Annotated in this window: 17 protein-coding genes and 1 pseudogene; 2 read left to right on the top strand and 16 right to left on the bottom strand. The window is 39.5% G+C overall.

What is annotated here, in order from left to right; translation table 11 throughout:
- Positions 1-15 precede the first annotated feature (15 nt).
- From ftsZ to ACXVWB_RS02930, 16 genes are all read right to left on the bottom strand, one after another.
- Complete coding sequence (ftsZ, locus tag ACXVWB_RS02855; RefSeq protein WP_289901304.1) at positions 16-1,308, bottom strand: cell division protein FtsZ; 1,293 nt, start codon at positions 1,306-1,308, stop codon at positions 16-18.
- A gap of 85 nt (positions 1,309-1,393) precedes the next feature.
- A complete protein-coding gene (gene ftsA, locus ACXVWB_RS02860; protein WP_289901305.1) occupies positions 1,394-2,668 on the bottom strand; it encodes a cell division protein FtsA in 1,275 nt (424 codons plus the stop codon).
- Positions 2,669-2,695: 27 nt separating this feature from the next.
- Entirely contained in the window at positions 2,696-3,481 is a 786-nt protein-coding gene (locus ACXVWB_RS02865) for a cell division protein FtsQ/DivIB (protein WP_289901306.1), read from the bottom strand.
- Positions 3,481-4,401 carry a D-alanine--D-alanine ligase gene (locus ACXVWB_RS02870; protein ID WP_289901307.1) on the bottom strand — a complete coding sequence of 307 codons (921 nt, stop codon included), beginning with the start codon at positions 4,399-4,401 and terminating at the stop codon, positions 3,481-3,483. The genes ACXVWB_RS02865 and ACXVWB_RS02870 overlap by 1 nt, the downstream gene beginning before the upstream one ends.
- Positions 4,402-4,458: 57 nt before the next feature.
- A complete protein-coding gene (gene murC, locus ACXVWB_RS02875) occupies positions 4,459-5,886 on the bottom strand; it encodes a UDP-N-acetylmuramate--L-alanine ligase (protein WP_289901308.1) in 1,428 nt (475 codons plus the stop codon).
- A gap of 72 nt (positions 5,887-5,958) precedes the next feature.
- Positions 5,959-7,011 (bottom strand): undecaprenyldiphospho-muramoylpentapeptide beta-N-acetylglucosaminyltransferase, encoded by a 1,053-nt coding sequence (gene murG, locus ACXVWB_RS02880; RefSeq protein WP_289901309.1) that lies wholly within the window; start codon positions 7,009-7,011, stop codon positions 5,959-5,961.
- Between the two features lie 8 nt (positions 7,012-7,019).
- Positions 7,020-8,204 carry a putative lipid II flippase FtsW gene (ftsW, locus tag ACXVWB_RS02885; protein ID WP_049356601.1) on the bottom strand — a complete coding sequence of 395 codons (1,185 nt, stop codon included), beginning with the start codon at positions 8,202-8,204 and terminating at the stop codon, positions 7,020-7,022.
- Positions 8,205-8,219: 15 nt separating this feature from the next.
- Positions 8,220-9,533 carry a UDP-N-acetylmuramoyl-L-alanine--D-glutamate ligase gene (murD, locus tag ACXVWB_RS02890; RefSeq protein WP_289901310.1) on the bottom strand — a complete coding sequence of 438 codons (1,314 nt, stop codon included), beginning with the start codon at positions 9,531-9,533 and terminating at the stop codon, positions 8,220-8,222.
- Positions 9,534-9,595: 62 nt separating this feature from the next.
- Positions 9,596-10,678, bottom strand: coding sequence for a phospho-N-acetylmuramoyl-pentapeptide-transferase (mraY, locus tag ACXVWB_RS02895; protein ID WP_005696533.1), 1,083 nt, complete (start codon positions 10,676-10,678; stop codon positions 9,596-9,598).
- Positions 10,672-12,042: a UDP-N-acetylmuramoyl-tripeptide--D-alanyl-D-alanine ligase gene (murF, locus tag ACXVWB_RS02900; RefSeq protein ID WP_289901311.1), complete on the bottom strand. Its 1,371-nt coding sequence runs from the start codon at positions 12,040-12,042 to the stop codon at positions 10,672-10,674. Before murF ends, mraY begins: the two co-directional genes overlap by 7 nt.
- Before the next feature lie 9 nt (positions 12,043-12,051).
- Positions 12,052-13,521, bottom strand: a complete 1,470-nt coding sequence (gene murE, locus ACXVWB_RS02905; protein ID WP_289901312.1) for a UDP-N-acetylmuramoyl-L-alanyl-D-glutamate--2,6-diaminopimelate ligase — start codon at positions 13,519-13,521, stop codon at positions 12,052-12,054.
- A 14-nt stretch (positions 13,522-13,535) separates the two neighbouring features.
- Positions 13,536-15,356, bottom strand: a complete 1,821-nt coding sequence (locus tag ACXVWB_RS02910) for a penicillin-binding transpeptidase domain-containing protein (RefSeq protein WP_289901313.1) — start codon at positions 15,354-15,356, stop codon at positions 13,536-13,538.
- 14 nt (positions 15,357-15,370) lie between these two features.
- Positions 15,371-15,691 carry a cell division protein FtsL gene (gene ftsL, locus ACXVWB_RS02915; RefSeq protein WP_289901314.1) on the bottom strand — a complete coding sequence of 107 codons (321 nt, stop codon included), beginning with the start codon at positions 15,689-15,691 and terminating at the stop codon, positions 15,371-15,373.
- 1 nt (position 15,692) lies between these two features.
- A complete protein-coding gene (gene rsmH, locus ACXVWB_RS02920) occupies positions 15,693-16,661 on the bottom strand; it encodes a 16S rRNA (cytosine(1402)-N(4))-methyltransferase RsmH (protein WP_289901315.1) in 969 nt (322 codons plus the stop codon).
- Positions 16,662-16,738: 77 nt separating this feature from the next.
- Positions 16,739-17,197, bottom strand: a complete 459-nt coding sequence (gene mraZ, locus ACXVWB_RS02925; protein WP_005696540.1) for a division/cell wall cluster transcriptional repressor MraZ — start codon at positions 17,195-17,197, stop codon at positions 16,739-16,741.
- A gap of 208 nt (positions 17,198-17,405) precedes the next feature.
- Positions 17,406-18,980 (bottom strand): carbon starvation CstA family protein, encoded by a 1,575-nt coding sequence (locus ACXVWB_RS02930; RefSeq protein ID WP_289901316.1) that lies wholly within the window; start codon positions 18,978-18,980, stop codon positions 17,406-17,408.
- A 203-nt stretch (positions 18,981-19,183) separates the two neighbouring features.
- On the opposite strand from ACXVWB_RS02930, the gene ACXVWB_RS02935 reads away from it, so the two are divergent.
- Together ACXVWB_RS02935 and ACXVWB_RS02940 are read left to right on the top strand one after the other, a co-directional pair.
- Entirely contained in the window at positions 19,184-19,417 is a 234-nt protein-coding gene (locus ACXVWB_RS02935; RefSeq protein ID WP_289901317.1) for a zinc ribbon domain-containing protein, read from the top strand.
- A 159-nt stretch (positions 19,418-19,576) separates the two neighbouring features.
- Positions 19,577-19,948 (top strand): annotated as a pseudogene (locus tag ACXVWB_RS02940) (virulence RhuM family protein); the annotation flags it as partial.
- Positions 19,949-20,037 lie beyond the last annotated feature (89 nt).

Here is a 20,037-nt window from a genome sequence, read left to right on the forward strand (position 1 = left end):
ATGTACTATTCTTATTTATTTCTCATCACGATTAAATGATGCTGGATTAAAGAAATTAGGGTTATTTCTCAACTGTTCTAAACGACTTGGATCAAGCGGCTTATTCAAATTGCCGTATTGAGAATTCTGTTCCTGTGCAGGCTCTGATTGAGGATTGTGTCTTAATGCATCCAAGCCATGTAAACCAACGGGTGGTTTTGGTTGAATCGTTTCTTGCGCTGCCGATTGTTGTACTGCCGATTGAGGGCGAGTAATTACAACCGGCTCTGCATCAACTACATCACCTAAACCTGTTGCTACGATAGTTACACGGATTTCATTGCTCATTTCAGGGACTAAGCTGGTACCAACGACGATAGTCGCATCATCTGAAGCAAAACTACCAACAGTGCTCCCTACTACGGTAAACTCATCAAAGCCAAGATCCATCCCAGCGGTAATATTAACAAGTATACCTTTAGCATCAGAAAGCTCAACTTTCTCTAGTAAATCATTTTTGATCGCAAGACGTGCCGCTTCTTCTGCTCGACCTGCACCAGGTTCACTTTGAGCCGAGCCAAAACCAATCATCGCCTGCCCCATCTCTGACATAACGGTTCTTACGTCTGCAAAGTCCACGTTAATTAAGCCAGGAGAGGTGATCATATCGGAGATCCCCATAACAGAATTACGTAAAACATCATTAGCCGCAGCAAAAGCATCAATTAACGTTGCATTTTTCGGGAGAACTTTTTGAATTTGTTGATTAGGAATGATGATCATTGAATCCACATATTGGGAAAGATCCTTGATACCAAGCTCAGCAAATTGCATACGTTTTTTGCCTTCGAAGTTAAATGGTTTGGTCACGATAGCAACAGTTAATATACCTAATTCCTTTGCGACTTTAGCGACAACAGGTGCAGCTCCCGTACCCGTTCCGCCTCCCATACCTGCAGCGATGAAAACCATGTCTGCACCTTCAAGCATTTTACGGATTTCTTCTTGATCGTCTTCAGCCGCCTTACGACCTATATTAGGATTCGCTCCCGCCCCAAGACCTTTCGTTGTTGCCCCACCGATTTGTACAGTTTGTTGAACCTGGCTTTTACGTAATGCTTGTGCATCGGTATTTACCGCATAGAATACGATCTTACCGTGTTCATCACTATCAATTGCATTCTCGCCCAAGAAATTACCATTAAATTCTTGTTGCACCATATTAGCAACCATGTGGTTAACTGCGTTACCGCCGCCTCCACCGACACCGACAACCTTTATCAGCGCTCCTGTTTGCTCTTCAAAATCACCATACTCTGGGTATAACATTTGCTGTTCTCCGTTACTGCTAATACTTTGCTAGCACATTAAAAAAGTTAAATTGTTTCTATTCTAAATTAAAAATCTAAATTTTTCAAAATTCTGACTTCACTTTATTAAAAATATTTTTGAGCAATTTCCAAAATTTTGTACCAATCGATTCATCGGAATAATCATTATCGATCGGATCATTATCACTATTTTGATGATGATATTGTAATAAGCCTACAACAGTAGAATATTGTGGACGATTGACATAATCAGTTAATCCAGTAATATTTAGCGGACTGCCGATACGCACTTGGCAACCAAAAACGCTTGCGGCACAACTTTTCAGATCTTCCATCTGTGCGCCACCACCTGTAATCACTATACCTGCGATAAGTTCAAATTTAATATGTCTAGTTTCTAATTCTGCTTTAAGTTTATCTAATTCATCTTTAACCACTCCGAGTAATTCAATATATCTTGCTGAAGTAATTAAAGATAAATCACTCTTGGTTAAAGCACGCGGCGCTCTTCCTCCAATACTCGCCACTTCAATTTTCTTATCACCGTGTAAACGCGCTGGATACAAAGCGCTGGCATAATTCACTTTTATGCGCTCTGCTTCCACCCGAGAAATCGTACAAGCGTGAGCTATATCATTGGTCACAATATTGCCAGCATATGGAATCACTTTACTAAAACGTAACGAACCACTGGTATAAACCATCATATTCATTGTGCCCGCACCAAAATCGACAAGACAAACGCCGAGATCTTTTTCATCCTCTGTCAAAACAGAATGAGTAGCGGCAAAGCCTGAAAATACAACTTTATCCACTTGTAACCCACAACGCTCAACCGCTTTTTTCAAATTATTTTGCCAATCTTGATGACAAGCAATTAAATGTACATTTGCTTTTAAACGAACGCCTCGCAAGCCTAATGGATTTTTTATATTAATCTGTTTATCTACTGCATATTCTTGTGGAATAATATGTAATAAAGAAAGACCTTCTGATAATTTCACCGAACTTGCAGTATGTAAAGCATCATCGATCTGATCCTGGGTGACTTCATTTTCAGAAATAGCAACAAAACCACTTTCATTTAAGCTTTGAATATGTTCACCTGTAATAGCTAGTGTAACACTCATTATCTGACAATCCGCCATTGACTCGGCGGCTTCAATTGCTCGTTGAATAGAATTAACTACGGCATCTAAATCAGTAATGCTTCCGCGATCAATTCCTTTGGAAGGACAACTGCCGACCCCAAGAACATTCACAACGCCATCAGGAAGTACTTCCCCGACAACAGCAACCACTTTTGATGTCCCTACTTCAAGGCCTACAATTACTTTCGGTTCCAATTCTTTTGTCATTTTCTCATTACACCCAATAAATTATTCTTATTTATCTATTAATCCGACCGCTGCAGATAAAGACGCATAACGCAAATCCACATAATTAATGCGCTTTCCTTCTGGAACTTCAATTTGTGGAAAAATCGTTACAAACCGATCCAACTTAGGCTTCCAATCACCCCGCCCAAGTTTTAGTATTATATCGTTATCTAACGTAACTTGCCATGCACCGCGCTCGTCAATCGTGACTCCCTTGACCATTAAATTTTTGGCCTTAAAATCAGCATAAATTTGCCCCCAAGCTTCTAACACTTTTAGATTTTGGTAATCTGGTCCTCCTAAATACGGGAAGGTTTTTTCTTTTAACTTATCCATGGGCAATTGGAAAACTATGCCATCTTTCGTAACAAATTCCGTCTTATTCCAAATTGCAACTGGTTGATATTCAGATAACCAAATACTTAAACGGTTTGGCCAAACTTTTCGAACGACAGCACCTTTTACCCAAGGGATCGTTTCAAGTTGCTCCCGAATTTGCTTCACGTCTTGCGCCCAAAAGCCTTTAAGCTCACCCATTTTTAGCAGCACATCTTGCACATCAGGATAAGTGGTAAACTCATTTTGTCCAACCAATGCATAAGCTGTAATTTTTCTATCACCGTCTAAGCTTTCAAGCCAACTTTGCCAATTTGAATAAACGAAATAACCTAGCCCCGCACAAAGTAACACCAGCACAAGTTTAATCTGAAACATAAAACGGAATTTCCTCTCTCCGTTAGATGAACGTCCCAATTTTATTGGTGATGTATTTTTGCGCTTGATTACATTCATTACGCACTCAACTCCAAAATTTTCACGACGAGTTGTTCAAATGAAATACCGACTGTTGACGCAGATTTAGGGAATAAACTGTGACTTGTCATTCCTGGGTTAGTGTTTACTTCCACTAAACGGAAATTACCTTGAGCATCCGTCATGACATCAATACGGCTCCAACCTCGACAACCCACCACATCATAGGCTCGTTTCACTAATTTCGATAGCTCTTGTTCACGTTCCGTAGGAAGTCCTGCTGGACAAAAATATTGGGTATTATCGGAAATATATTTCGCATCATAATCATAAAACTCACCTTCTGGCACAATGCGAACAGCAGGCAATACTTTGCCACCTAAAACAGGCACCGTTAATTCATCCCCTGCTAACCATTCTTCAATCAAAATGGTGTTATCAAATTTAAGCGCATAATCGACCGCACTTTTTAATTCTTCTACTGCTTTTACTTTTGTCAAACCCACACTTGAACCTTCAAGAGATGGCTTAACCATCAAAGGTAAACCTAGCTTTTTGACCACTACTTCTGGGTTTAGTTCGTGAGCATTTTCTTTCGTCACGATCTCCATATCCGCGACAGGTAAACCAAAAGCTTTCCATAACATTTTAGTACGCATTTTATCCATGGTTAACGCAGAAGCCATCACGCCACAACCCGTGTAAGGCAAACCGATTTGTTCCAATAAACCTTGCATAGTGCCATCTTCACCACCGCGACCATGTAGAATGTTAAAGACGCGATCAAAACCATCTGCTTTTAAATTCGCAACATTATATTCTTTAGGATCAATACCATGAGCATTATAACCTTGGCTTACTAAGGCATTTAACACGGCTGCACCTGAATTAAGCGAAACCTCACGTTCAGCTGATGTGCCACCAAATAACACCGCAATTTTTTCTTGTTTTAAATTCATTTTTTATCCTATTTTATTATCACTAATTGCAATACTTGGAAATTTAACAAATATTTTTTATGCTTTCCAAGACTCAGCTAACCCTCGGGAGATTTTACTTACACTTCCCGCACCTTGGGCTAGAATTAAATCACCATCTTGAATAATTTGATCTAATACATTGCCAAGTTGCTCTGTATCAGAAACTAAGATCGGATCGACTTTCCCTAGATTACGAATGGAACGGCAAAGTGCTTTGCTGTCAGCTCCAACAATTGGTGTTTCGCCTGCTGCGTACACGTCTAACATAATCAATGCATCCACTTGAGATAATACTTGCACAAACTCATCAAATAAATCTCGAGTACGTGAATAACGGTGAGGCTGGAAAATCATCACAATACGTTTATCTCCCCAGCCTTCACGAGCCGCTTTAATTGTTACATCAACTTCTGTTGGGTGATGGCCATAATCATCCACTAAGCGTACTTTACCATTTGGACGGATAAACTCACCTAATTGGTCAAAACGTCTTCCCGCACCTTGGAAATCAGCAAGCGCTTCTAAAATTGCTTCATTGCCAATACCTTCTTCTTTTGCGACTGCAAGTGCTGCCGTCGCATTTAACGCATTGTGTTTACCTGGCACATTCAATAATACATTGATGAGTTCACCACTTGGGCAAACTACGGTGTAATGACCTTGGAAACCCGTTTGTTCATAATCTTCGATACGATAGTCAGCGTGTTCACTGAAACCATACGTTAATACTTGACGTCCAACTTGAGGAACAAGTTCCATTAATACTGCATCATCTGCGCACATCACCGCTAAACCGTAGAACGGTAAGTTATGTAAGAACTTCACGTAAGTGGCTTTCATCTTCTCAAAATCACCACCGTACGTATCCATATGATCCGGTTCAATATTGGTCACCACAGAAACCATCGGCTGCAAGTGTAAGAAAGACGCATCACTTTCATCTGCTTCTGCGATTAAATAACGGCTTGCGCCTAAATGCGCATTTTTACCTGCTGATTTAACCAAACCACCATTAACGAAAGTTGGATCCAGTTTCGCTTGAGTATAAATCATCGAAATCATGGCTGTAGTTGTGGTTTTACCGTGAGTACCCGCTACTGCAATACCATGACGGAAACGCATAATTTCAGCCAACATTTGTGCTCGTTGAATCACGGGAATACGATTTTGTTTAGCGGCAATTAATTCTGGATTATCTTCATGGATCGCGCTTGATACAACAACGACACTTGCCCCTTGCACATTTTCCGCTTGGTGACCAATGAAAATTTTTGCGCCAGCTTGAGCAAGACGCTGAGTCACAACACCATCTGCAATATCCGAACCAGAGATATCATAACCTTCATTTAATAAAATTTCGGCAATCCCACTCATACCGGCGCCGCCGATACCAATGAAATGAATTTGTTGAACCCGACGCATCTCAGGGATAATCTTTCTAATTTCGTCCGAAATATGTTTCATATTATTTCACCTTTATTTTTAGCCGCACTTTTAGGTTGCGAGTTTATTACCACCCTCTCAACCTCTCTGTTCTTATTTCGCGTTTTCTACAATAACATCAGCTACACGTTTAGCTGCCAATGGGGCCGACATTTCTTTTGCCTTAATCGCCATCGCTAGCAAAGTTTTACGATCTGTTTTTTCTAAGAAATCGACTAACACATCCGCATTTAATTCATTTTGCTGAATAATTTTTGCTGCACCTACATCGGCAAGATATTTCGCATTTAAATATTGTTGTTGATCTTTATGCTGGAATGGTACAAAAATTGCTGGTGTCCCCACTGCTGCTAATTCACATACCGTTAAAGCTCCAGAGCGACAAATCACCACATCAGCCCAAGCGTAGGCTTCTGCCATATCATCAATAAATTCTGTAATTTTGACCGAATTTGCATGTTCACCATAAAGTGCAGTCACACTTTCAACAGAACCTTTCCCCACTTGATGACGCACTTCTAGTTTATCTGCCAAACGCGCTACTACTTGTGGAATTGTTTGATTGAGTACGCGAGCCCCTTGGCTTCCCCCCACGACAAGTACTCTCAATTTTCCGCTTCTTTCTGAAAAACGTGCTTGTGGTGATGGCATTTCAAATAAATCTTGGCGAACTGGGTTTCCTACAACTTCAGCATCTTTGAATGCCGTTGGGAAAGCTTGCAACACACGTGTCGCAATTTTTGCTAACCATTCATTAGTTAAACCTGCCACCGCATTTTGTTCATGTAAAATAACTGGCACACCGCAAAGTTTTGCAGCAATACCACCTGGGCCGGACACATAACCACCCATGCCTAATACAGCATTAGGTTGATATTCTTGAATAATTTTACGAGCTTGCAATACTGCTCTAAAAATAGCAAAAGGTGCGCCTAGTAATGCTTTAATGCCTTTACCACGCAACCCTGAAATTTGAATAAAACGAATAGGAATGCCATGTTTTGGTACAAGCTGTGCTTCCATGCGATCTTTTGTACCTAACCAGCAAATTTCCCAACCTTCTTTTTGTAAGGTTTGAGCAACAGCGATGGCGGGGAAAACATGTCCACCAGTACCACCTGCCATAACTAATAATTTTTTACTCATAAATATCCCTAATCATCTCTCAGACGAGCTTGACCACCACGTTGTAATCTATTTTCATGGTCAATACGCAATAAAATTCCTACTGTTGCCGACATAATAATGATACTTGAACCACCGTAACTCACTAATGGGAAAGTTAAACCTTTTGTCGGTAACATCCCTAAGGCCATGCCCAGATTGACGAAACCTTGGAAGAAAATCCAGAAGCTAATACCTAAAGCAAAAAAACCTCGGAAACGTTGTTCTAACATAAGTGACTCACGTCCAATTTTCATTGCACGAAAAATCAATAAACCTAAGAGAATCACCACCACCAAAATACCAATAAAACCAAACTCTTCACCAATAATCGCCATGATAAAGTCAGTATGAGCTTCAGGAAGATAATCAAGTTTTTGAATGGAGTTACCCAGTCCTTCCCCACTAATTTCACCACGACCAAACGCCATCAAAGAGTTAGTCAGCTGAAATCCTGTTCCATAAGGATCTTTAAACGGTTCTAAGAAACCGGTAAACCGTTTTAAACGATAAGAGGCTGAAAGGACTAACCAAACAAAGAGAAGTATGCCTGTACCAATTAGCAAAATAAATTGCCAAAAATTTGCACCGACAATAAAAAGCATACCGAAAGTAATAATAAACAGTACAACGGTACTCCCTAAGTCAGGCTGAGCGAGTAAGAATACCCCTAATACTCCCATCACAATGAAAGGCTTAGCTGCACTGAATTTTTTACCTCGAACTTCATCATAACGACGCGTAAAATAGCTCGCGAGAAAACAGGTTAAAGCTAACTTCGCAAATTCCGCAGGCTGGAAATTTAAAATCCCTAAAGAAATCCAACGTTTTGCACCATTAACAGAAGTCCCGATACCGAGAACCAGTATTAATAAAACAATGGCTAATAAGAAAATTTTAGCGTGCCACTTTTCCCATTGAGAAGAAGAAATTTGGAGCGTTAAATAGCAAGTTGCTAAAGAAAGTAAGACATAAACGGCATCACGTTTAGCAAAATAGAATGTATCATTAAATACGCGTGCACTGTAAGGCATTGAAGCAGAAGTTACCGCGACTAAACCAATCAGCAATAGCACGACAAAAAGCCAAAACAATGCGCGATCGTAAAGTAACCCTTGTGGCGTCACTCTCGCCCATTGTTCATAATTTTGTTTAATTTTATTGATAAATTCCATTACTGCCCTAATTCTTTAAGCTAATTTTGCTAAACGAGTAAACTCTTCGCCGCGTTTTTCAAAAGAGGCAAATTGATCCAAACTTGCACAAGCAGGAGATAATAACACCATATCGCCTGCTTTTAAATGTGGACGTAAAAATGAAATAGCTTGTTCCATAGTTTCAAACAAATGACTTTGACTTGAAAGTGCAGCGAGTTGTTTGCCATCACGACCAAAGCAATAGGTTGAAATATAAGGTTGGTTGATTAAATCAGCGAGTTCAGAAAAATCTGCACCTTTACCATCACCACCTAATAAAAGGTGTAATGTTCCCTCAACATATAACCCTGCCAATGCTGCAACGGTGCTACCTACATTAGTGGCTTTAGAATCATTAATCCAACGAACACCATTCGCTTGATGGGCTAATTGGAAACGATGATCTAAGCCTTTAAATTGACGAAGTGCGGTACGAATTGCCTCTAAATTTATACCTACTGCTTGTGCTAACGCTGTCGCCGCTAAAATATTCATGTAATTATGACGGCCAACTAAGGTCGCTTCATCACAAGGTAAAATGACTTCCTCTTTCGCCATTAAGTACTGTTTACCGTTTTCGGTTTTTAGCCAGTAATCCGCTTGATTTTCAGCAAAAGACACCACCTTCTTAGCTTGATTTTCACCTTCGCCAAACGTGAGTTTATCTTCTAAATTCACTACTGCTGTTTCCGCATTGTGGTAAATACGCAATTTGGCTTGGCGATAATCTTCTAAATCAACATAGCGATCCATGTGATCTTCAGTCACATTAAGCACTGTCGCTGCAGCCGCTTTCAAACTATAAGTGGTTTCAAGTTGGAAACTGGAAAGTTCTAAGACATAAAGATCACAATCTTCATTTAATAATGACAACGCAGGAATGCCAATGTTTCCACCCATTCCCACTTTTATTCCGGCCGCTTTCGCCATTTCATAGACCAATGTTGTCACGGTGCTTTTACCGTTAGAACCAGTAATTCCTACAATTGGCTTCGTTGCTGCTCGGCAGAATAATTCGATATCTCCTATTACTTCCACGCCAGCTGAAAGTGCGGTCTGAATTTCAGGTGTTTTTACCGCGAGTCCTGGGCTAATGACAATAATATCGCTTTCAAGTAACCATTGTTGATTTAGACTACCTGTGTGTAAAGGAACATTTTTAGGTAATTGCTCTGCTCCTGCTGGATGTTGACGTGTATCAATCACACGGATATTAGCTTGTTGAGATTGAAGATATTCAACGCAAGAAAGGCCTGTTTTTCCGAGGCCTATGATGGTGATAGTTTTATTTTGATATAGAGTTGTCATGTTGTTTTTCTTCTCTAGTATTCTGGGATCACGCAGGGTGCAACAAGTGCACCCTACAAAAATTATCTTAGTTTGAGCGTTACAAGCCCCATCAACACTAACATCAAGGATATAATCCAAAACCGAATAATCACTCTTGGTTCTGGCCAGCCTTTCAATTCAAAGTGGTGATGAATTGGTGCCATTCTAAAAATACGTTGTTTTCTTAATTTGTAAGAACCCACTTGCAAAATCACAGACAAGGCTTCAACAACAAATACACCGCCCATAATCACTAATAAGAATTCTTGGCGAACAAGGATGGCAACAACACCAAGTGCGCCACCAAGTGCTAGAGAACCTACATCGCCCATAAAGACTTGAGCCGGATAAGTATTAAACCATAAGAATCCTAAGCCAGCCCCTACGATTGCAGTACAGAACACTACGACTTCTGAACTATATTTGATATAAGGAATATGTAAGTATTCTGCAAAATTAACGTTACCAGTCGCCCACGCAATTAAAGCAAATGCACCTGCGACTAACGCTGTTGGCATTATGGCTAGACCATCTAAACCGTCAGTTAAGTTTACCGCATTGCCTGTACCTACAATTACAAAGTAAGACAACACAATATAGAATAACCCTAATTGCGGCATGATATCTTTGAAGAATGGAATCACTAAACGAGTTGCATCTGTATCATGACCTAACCAATACAACCAAATAATCGCCACTAATGCGACTACTGACATCCAGAAATATTTCCAACGTGCAATTAAACCATCGGTATTTTTACGTGTAATTTTACGGAAATCATCTACAAAACCAATTGCACCGTAACCAAACAAGACAAATAAGCAAATCCAAACATAAGGATTCGTTAAGTTAGCCCATAATAATGTACTTACGCCGATGGAGAATAAAATCATCACACCGCCCATGGTTGGCGTACCTTTTTTCGCAAAATGACTTTCAGGACCATCATTACGCACTTCTTGACCAAATTTTAAAATTTGAAGGCGTTTGATTACTTTCGGGCCAATCCATAAAGAAATGAAAAGTGCGGTCAATAATGCCAAAATCGCACGTACAGTAATATAGGAAATGGCATTAAATGCCGTTTCATAGCGAACTAAATATTCAGCAAGCCAAACTAACATAAACTATCCTTTAATGAATAAATCGTCTCTTCCATTTTCATTGAGCGAGAACCTTTCGCTAATACAACGACTTTTTGGTTTTCTTGTAATTTCTGTTTAATCATATCTAACGCATAAGCTGTCAATCCAGCTTTATCTGTAAAATGTTTTCCCAAAACAACTTCAGAAATGACCGCGCTTTCTGTTCCGTAAGAAAGCACCATATCTAATTTCGCTTGTTTGGCGTGCTCACCTACTTCTTGATGACATTTTAGACTATCTTCGCCTAATTCTTTCATATCGCCCACGAGTAGAATACGGAAAGCATCATAACCTTTTAAAACATCAATCGCAGCTTGTAAAGAATCGACATTCGCATTATAAGTATCATCTAATAAAAGTAGATTTTCATTCACTTGAATCGGGAATAAGCGTCCTTTTACTTGAGAGCGATGTTCAAGACCGGCTTTTACATCAGCAAGACTTGCGTCCACATTCATAGCAAGTGTGGTCGCTGCCAACGCATTTTTTACATTATGCTCCCCTAAATAAGGCAAATTAATTTCAATGCGACCTTTTGGTGAAACTAACGAAAACGTCGAGCCATTAGGTGAATGTTTTACGTCTTCAGCTTTGTAATCACCGCCATTGAAATATTGAATAGCATGGGAACCAATTTCTTTTTTCCACAATTCAATATAATTATGTTCGCAATTAATAATCGCCACACCATTTGGGGTCAAACCACGATAGATTTCACCTTTCGCATGAGCAACACCTTCAATTGAACCAAAACCTTCTAAATGTGCAGCTGCAACATTATTCACTAATGCGGCTTCAGGCTGTGCAAGATGCGTGGTGTAATCAATTTCACCTAGATGATTGGCACCTAACTCAATAACAGCAAATTTATGCTGCTCAGTTAAGCGTAATAACGTTAATGGTACGCCAATGTCGTTGTTGAAATTACCATTAGTGAACAGCACTGCTTCTGCATTACCTGCCGTTTGTTGCAAAATGGATGCTGTCATCTCTTTCACTGTGGTTTTACCTGATGAACCCGTCATCGCCACGGTACGAGGATTAATTTTTTCACGTAACCATTTTGCTAATTGACCAAGTGCTAAACGCGTATCTGCAACAACTAATTGCGGCGTTGCTATTTCAGTATTAGCTTGTTGCACAACTAAGGCTATAGCACCTTGCCCAACGGCTTTATCTAAGTATTGATGGGCATCAAAATGCTCACCTTTTAACGCAAAAAAAAGCGAGTTAGATACCGCTTTGCGTGTATCAGTATTGATATTTTCAACAACGGCCTGCCCATCACCAATAAGTTTGGCATTTAAGATTTGGGCAAGCTGTTGGGTAGTAAGTTTAATCATTCTGTTTTTTTATTTTTTCATTAAATAGGCTTCCGCCACTTCTTGATCGGAGAAATGAAGTGTCTTATCACCAATGATCTGATAGTTTTCATGGCCTTTACCGGCAATCACAATCACATCGTTTTCAACGGCATTTTCAATCGTAAATCTGATGGCCTCTTCGCGATCTGGAATGACACCAACATCTTCCATTCGACTAAAACCCGTAAGGATATCTGCTTCAATTTTATTTAGATCTTCTGTGCGCGGATTATCTTGGGTTACGATCACTAAATCAGCAAATTGCTCAGCAGCTTTTGCCATCAGTGGACGTTTACCCGCATCACGATCACCACCGCAACCAAAGATACACCAAAGTTTACCTTTGCAATGCTCACGAGCAGCATTCAATGCTTTTTCTAACGCATCTGGAGTATGCGCATAATCAACGATAACCGTTGGTTTTTCTGCTTTTTTAATAAGTTCCATTCTTCCATTTACTCCTTTTAGTTGTGAAACAGTACGGATAAGATCATCGAAAGAATAACCTAAAGCCAATAAAACAGCCGTGGCTAACAACAGATTACTCACGTTAAAAGCGCCAATTAATGGGCTATGTAATGTGCCATTCCCCCAACTCGATGCAAAACCAATGATTGCTCCTTCATGAGTAAAACGAATTTGCGTAGCATAAAGCCATTGTTTAGATGTTGGATAGAAATTGGGGTGACAGCTGACTGCAATACCATTTGGTAATTCATTTAACCATGTGGACCCAATTGGATCATCAGCATTAAGAATTTGTAATTCAGATGCTAAATCAATGAAAAAACGCTTCTTAGCTTCCGCATACTTTTCCATTGTTTCATGATAATCCAAATGATCGCGGCTTAAATTGGTAAAAATAGCAGCTTTAAATTTGAGCGCTTCAACACGATATTGAGCTAAACCATGTGAAGACACTTCGATAGATGCAAAATCTGCACCTTTCTCTACAAAATCAGCCAGACTTTCTTGAACTTCCACAGCTGAACCAGTGGTATTTTTAGCTTCTTTGACTTGACCTAATAAACCATTGCCAATAGTGCCCATGACAGCTGCTTTATGACCTAACAGCGTAGCCCATTGAGCTAATAATTGAGAAACGGTGGTTTTACCGTTTGTTCCCGTGACGCCGACTAAAGTCAATTTTTCGGAAGGATTGCCATAAAATTGACCTGCCAATGCCGAAAGCTGAGCAGATAAATGATAGTAGCGAATCACTGGCACATTATTTTGCCATTGGATGCTCAAATGCTCGTTTTCTAAATCTGTTTCTAAAATAACCGCACTTGCACCAGAATAAATGGCTTGAGGCACAAATTGACTCGCATCAAAACGATGTCCCTTTACTGCCACAAACAAATCACCCTGGGTCACTTTGCGGCTATCTAACACCATCGCCTTCACATTAATGTCTAAAAGCACCGGAAGATCAAAAATTGCGGTCAATTTTTTCATTGTTTTGCCTTTTCTTAATTCATTTTTTCAAATTTTTGATCGCTTAAGCGAACAGTGCGTCTTGTTGTTTTTTCTGTAGGTTCTGCATCTGGTGCAATACCGTTAGCACGCAAGGTATAGCCCATAATGCTAGAGAATACGGGGGCAGATACCGCACCACCATAGTACTGTCCTGCTTTCGGATCGTTAATCAAAATAACTAATGCATAACGAGGATCGCTAATTGGTGCGATACCCGCTGTAAATGCCACATATTTATTGACATAGTGACCATTTTCAATTTTACGCGCAGTACCTGTTTTCACACCAACACGATAACCTTCAACCATCGCACGTTTATTTTTAATTGCCACTTTCTCTAACATGCCCACTATATCTTTCGTAATTTTTTCAGAGAATACACGTTGCCCAATGACTGGTGGATCGACTTTCGTGATAGAAAGTGGACGATAAATTCCGAAGCTACCTAAAGTGGCATAAGCGCGCGCAATTTGTAATGGTGTTGAAGTGATACCATAACCATAAGCTACCGTTGCTCGTTCGATATCCGCCCAACGTTTACGGTTTGCATTTAACACACCACGTTGTTCACCAATTAAGCCTAACTCTGTATCTTTACCCAAGCCTGCATTTTGATACGTTTCCATTAATGCTGAAGGTGGCATACGTAACGCAAGACGGCTTACACCACGGTTACTGGAGTTAATCAAAATTTCATCTAAGGTTTGTTGTGGGCGGGGTGCCACGTCCACAATTTCTTTACCACTTACGGTAAATGAACCGGTATTAATTACTTCATCACGTCTCGCTGCGCCACGTTGAAGTGCGGTCAAAACAACGAAAGGTTTTACGGTTGACCCAGGTTCAAATGTATCGGTAATTGCACGGTTACGTTTTAATTCATCTTTTACATTGGCTAAGTTATTTGGATTGTAAGAAGGTGCAGTAGCCATAGCTAGCACTTCTCCCGTACGTACATCCACTAAAACGGCTGTACCAGACTCTGCATTGTTCTCTGTTACCGCTTTTTTAATTTCTCGATACACCATTGATTGTAACTTTTCATCAATACTTAAAGTGACATCTTGTGCATCGTATTTTTTCTCATCAGCAATATGTTCAACCACGTTACCGCGTTTATCTTTACGAACAACACGAGCGCCATCTTTCCCGACTAACATTGAATTGAAACTTGCCTCAACGCCTTCAATCCCTTTACCATCAATATTGGTAAAGCCGATTAATTGCGCCGCCTCTTCTACACGAGGATAAAAACGACGAGGTTCAGTCTCTAGTGAAATGCCTTTAATTTTGAGATCACGAATATAATTTGCTTTACTCGCTTCTACTTGACGCGCTAAATACAAGAAGCCTGATTTTGCATTTTTTTCAATTTTTTTCACCAACTCTGCTGGAGTCATATTTAATTCATTAGCAAGGGCTTTGATACGTTCTTTATCCTCTAATGCATTTTCTTTTAGCATTAAACGCGGTTCAGCCACGATTGCGCTCATCGGCACACTCACCGATAACAATTGACCATTACGATCTAAAATTGAACCACGCACAGAAAGCACATCATCTTTACGTAATGAACGTTTATCCGCTTCGCCAGAAAGAATATCTGAATTAACCGATTGCACATAAGCAGCTCGAGCCACTAATGCGCCTAAACCTAAGAAAATAAAACTCGTTGCGATGAGATAACGACCTCGAAGAAAGCATTTATCAAACACCATCTTAGGTTTGTTTGGCTTTACTGATGCCGGTTGAGCCAGTTTTCTAATTGTTTTTTTGGGCTTTCCTGGTTTCTTAGAGGAATTAAATCTAACCATTTTATTTAAAATCCCTATTCAAAAATAACCACTTCTTGTTCACTTTGAACTCGTTGCATTTTTAATGTACCACTTGCAATGGATTCAACTCTTGTGTTATCACTTTCTGTCGCTTCTTGTAATTGCAAATTACGATATTCGTTTTCAAGGGCTTGATGTTGTAATACCAACTGCCCGTTTTCAGAAATCAAGCCTCGTGTTTGATGGGTCATCCAAATCGTGCCCACTGCAGAAGCTAAAATTAGTAAAAGTAGGACGACAATTAATTTATTAGAAGAAAAAATATCTTCAACGAGAATATGTTGTAAAGGATAACGTTCGCTATTTTCTAACATCTTATTTCACCCTTTCCGCAATACGTAAAACCGCACTTCTTGAGCGTGGATTTGCCGAAATTTCTGCCTCACTCGGCTGAATCGCTTTACCAATGATTTTTAACTTTTGATTACGTTGAATTTGATCTTCACGTAGTGGTAAACCTCTTGGAATATCCTCGCCTTTGCTTTGCTTACGCATGAAATGTTTTACCATTCTGTCTTCAAGTGAATGGAAACTGATAATCGATAAACGTCCTTCTGGTGCCAACATATCTAATGCAGAATTTAGTACACTTTCTAATTCATCTAATTCCGCATTAATATAAATTCGAATGGCTTGGAAACTACGCGTCGCAGGATGCTTATGTTTATCTTTAAACGGCACAGCTTGAGCAATTAATTCAGCGAGCTGAGAAGTACGACTTAAACATTCTGTGCCATTTTTGACCGCACTTTTATTGAATTCTACGATGGCAGTAGCAATTCGTTTTGCAAAACGCTCTTCGCCGAAGGTTTTTAACACCCAAGTTAAATCATCAACAGATACTTGTTTTAGCCACTCTGCTGCTGATAAACCTTGTGTGGTATCCATGCGCATATCTAACGGACCATCTTTCATAAAACTGAAACCACGATCAGCTTCATCAAGCTGTGGAGATGACACGCCTAAATCCAGCAAAATTCCGTCAACTTTACCAACTAAATCAAGTTTTTGACAGATGTCTGGAATGTGTGAAAAGCTTGTATGTTCGATATGAAAACGAGGGTCTTGAATTTTTTCAGCTTCAGCAATCGCACGAGGATCGCGATCTACCGCAATTAAACGACCATGTTCAGAAAGTTGGGAGAGAATAAGACGAGAATGACCACCACGACCAAAGGTCCCATCAATATAAATTCCGTTTTCTTTCAACGCCAAACCATCCACCGCCTCGTGAAGCAAAACTGTGATATGTTCAGGTGCAGAAAAGGAATTTTGCGTAGTCATAAATAAAGGTTAAATCAAAATCAATAAAGAAAAGATAGAGCGGTACTTGCACCGCTTATCCTGCTAGTGCTGCTGTTCTATAATGACAGCATTTTTAGTTCTTCAGAAGCACCGAATTCAGCACTTGAGCCAATTTCGATATCTTCATCAATTTGTGCATACCATTCGGTATCGCTCCAAATTTCAAATTTGTTCAACTGCCCAACCAACATTAAACCTTTTTCTAATTTTGCGTGTTGGCGCAATGGACCACTTAATAAGATACGACCTTGCGCATCCATTTCACATTCTGTGGCATAACCGAGCATCACACGTTGTAAGCGGCGTTGGTTTGGGTCAAAGTTGGAAAGTGAAAGTAGTTTTTGTTCGATTTTTTCCCATTCATCTAAAGGATAAAGTAATAAACAAGGCTGACGAATATCAACGGTACAAACCATTTGGCCTTGGTTCTTTTCCATGATTTCAGCACGGTAACGCGTAGGAATCGCTACTCGACCCTTTGCATCTAAATTTACCGCTGCTGCCCCACGAAACATTTCTCTAGCTTTAAACCTTTATTTTTAGAAAAAATTGACAGAATTCTCCACAAAATTCCACTTTTCACCACTTTGTGTAAGTTTATCGGTTGTAGCCTTAACTTGCAAGCAATTAAAACGTAAAGATTAGTAAATTCTGGTAATAACATAAACAAAAAAACCGTTTGAGATTTTACTCAAACGGTTTTCAATTTTTAACTCGATTTAATTAGTTATTTACATACGCTTCTTCATCACGATTACCTAATGGTTTAAGCTGTGTGAAGAATAAAACTAAACAAAGTACTGTTAAGCCTAAGCCGATATAAACAGATAATTGATAGTCTAAACCAAAACCGATTTTGTTGTATGCAAGGTAAGTGAAACATACTGTACTGATAAATGCCGCAGGGATTGTACATATCCAGTGGAATTTATTATAGCGATATAAATACGCAGCTGCAGTCCATAACATAACCATCGCAGTAGTTTGGTTCGCCCAAGTGAAGTAACGCCATAAGATAGAGAAATCCACTTTTGATACGATATAACCAACCACGAATAATGGCACAGCAATAATTAAACGTTTAGCTAAGGTTTTTTGTTCTAAATGGAAAAATTCTGCAATAACAAGACGTGCCGCACGGAATGCTGTATCGCCTGATGTAATTGGAAGAACAACCACACCTAATACTGCAAAAATGCCACCAATCAAGCCCAAGAAATGAATTGAAGAGTCATAAACGACCTTAGATGGAGAGCCTGCTTTAATCGCTTCCAATAGACCCGGTAAAGAATCATAAAAACTCAAACCAACCGCACACCATACTAATGCAATTATACCTTCGCCTATCATCGCACCGTAGAAAATGAAACGTCCTTCTTTTTCGTTTTCAGTACAACGCGCCATTAATGGGCTTTGTGTTGCGTGGAAACCAGATAATGCACCACAAGAGATTGTTAAGAACAAGAGTGGCCATAATGGTAAATCCCCACGGGTTTCAAAATTTTGGAAGAATTTCTCAAAAGACATACCGTCCACAGAACGATAGAAAGAAATCGGATCTGCTGAACTAAGATCTGCACTGACTAAACCATATACCATACCAACAGACATAAAGAGCAATAATGCACCAAAGAACGGGTAGATACGACCAATAATTTTATCAACAGGAAGTAATGTCGCAAGAATATAGTAAATGAAGATGATAGCAGTCCAAACACTGATAACCGTCGCTTTATCCATACCCCAAACGGTAATACCACCTGCTTCAACCGCATGATGAATCTCTTCTGCATTGCTGATAGAAAGTCCTCCCGCAGAAGCACCTAATACATCCATTGTAATCGTACCCATTAATTGAGCTGGACTTGCTACAAATACCACTCCCACTAATAATAAAAGAACAACCGCTAAGATGTTAATAAATGCTTTAACCGGACGACCTAAGTATTTACCTGCGAGGTTAGGCATAGATGCTCCGCCATTACGCACACTTAACATTCCGCAGAAATAATCGTGTACTGCACCGGCAAAAATACAACCAATGACAATCCAAAGCATAGCTACTGGTCCATATAACGCACCAAGAATCGGACCAAAGATTGGACCAGTACCCGCAATATTTAATAATTGAATTAACCAAATCTTAGTTTTAGACATTGGCATATAGTCAACGCCATCATTCATGGTATACGCAGGCGTTTGACGATTTGGATTGATCACAAAAATGCGCTCAATCACTCGACTATAAAAGAAATAACCTGCAAGCAATAACGCCACGCAGAAGAAAAACCACAACATAAAAAATACTCCTCAGGAATAAATGAATACCGAAATCTAGCCATACGCTAGACTTCGTCGGCGGTATTCTAAGTTAAAATTCTCAAAATCAAAAATTTTAATTTTTACATTGTTTCAATTTTGTGATCCATGTCACGTTTATCATTACACTTTTTTCACTTACAATAAGCTCATAAATTCAAATAATTAAAAAAGGATCATCAATGGCTCTTACTCGCTGCCCTGAATGTCGTAAAAAAATCAGCGCATCCGCTCAATTTTGTCCAAATTGTGGGTTTTCTTTTAAAGTAGAAGATCTTGAAATTTATAAACAAAAACTCGAAGAACGATGCCAGCAAAATGCCGAAATCAATCGAAAAAGCACTAAACTTCACCTTATCTGGTTCGCTATTTTCACCCTCGTTATTTTGCTCGCAAGCTGGCTGACAGGAGAATAAAAAGTGCGGTCAAAAAACGATAAGAATTTTGACCGCACTTTAATCAGAACCCAATCCGTCGTGTCGTTGAAGAAAACGCTAGTTTCATTTCAATTACCTGTATTGCAATATGTATATTTATCTGTTTATATATACATGTAAATTATTAAGGAAAAGAACATGAATAACCAAAACCCAATTGAAATTTACCAAGCTCAAGATGGCACAACGCAAGTAGAAGTAAGATTTGAAAATGACACCGTTTGGCTTTCCCAAGCGCAGATGTCCATGTTATTTGGTAAGGATATTCGCACCATCAATGAGCACATTACCAATATATTTGATGACGAAGAACTAGAGAAAGAATCAACTATCCGGAAATTCCGGATAGTTCGCCAAGAAGGTAAACGCCAAGTCAATCGTGAAATTGAGCATTATGATTTAGATATGATTATCTCTGTTGGTTATAGAGTAAAATCTAAACAAGGCATTAGTTTCCGCCGTTGGGCAACTGCACGTTTAAAAGAATATCTGACTCAAGGCTATACCATTATTAGGCTTATTATATATGCTTAAGCAGAAACAAGAGAAGTAATGATAAATAGCGACTAAATTCGCTATTTGTTTAAAAAGTGCGGTCG

It is taken from the genome of Haemophilus sp. SZY H53 (assembly GCF_054332375.1).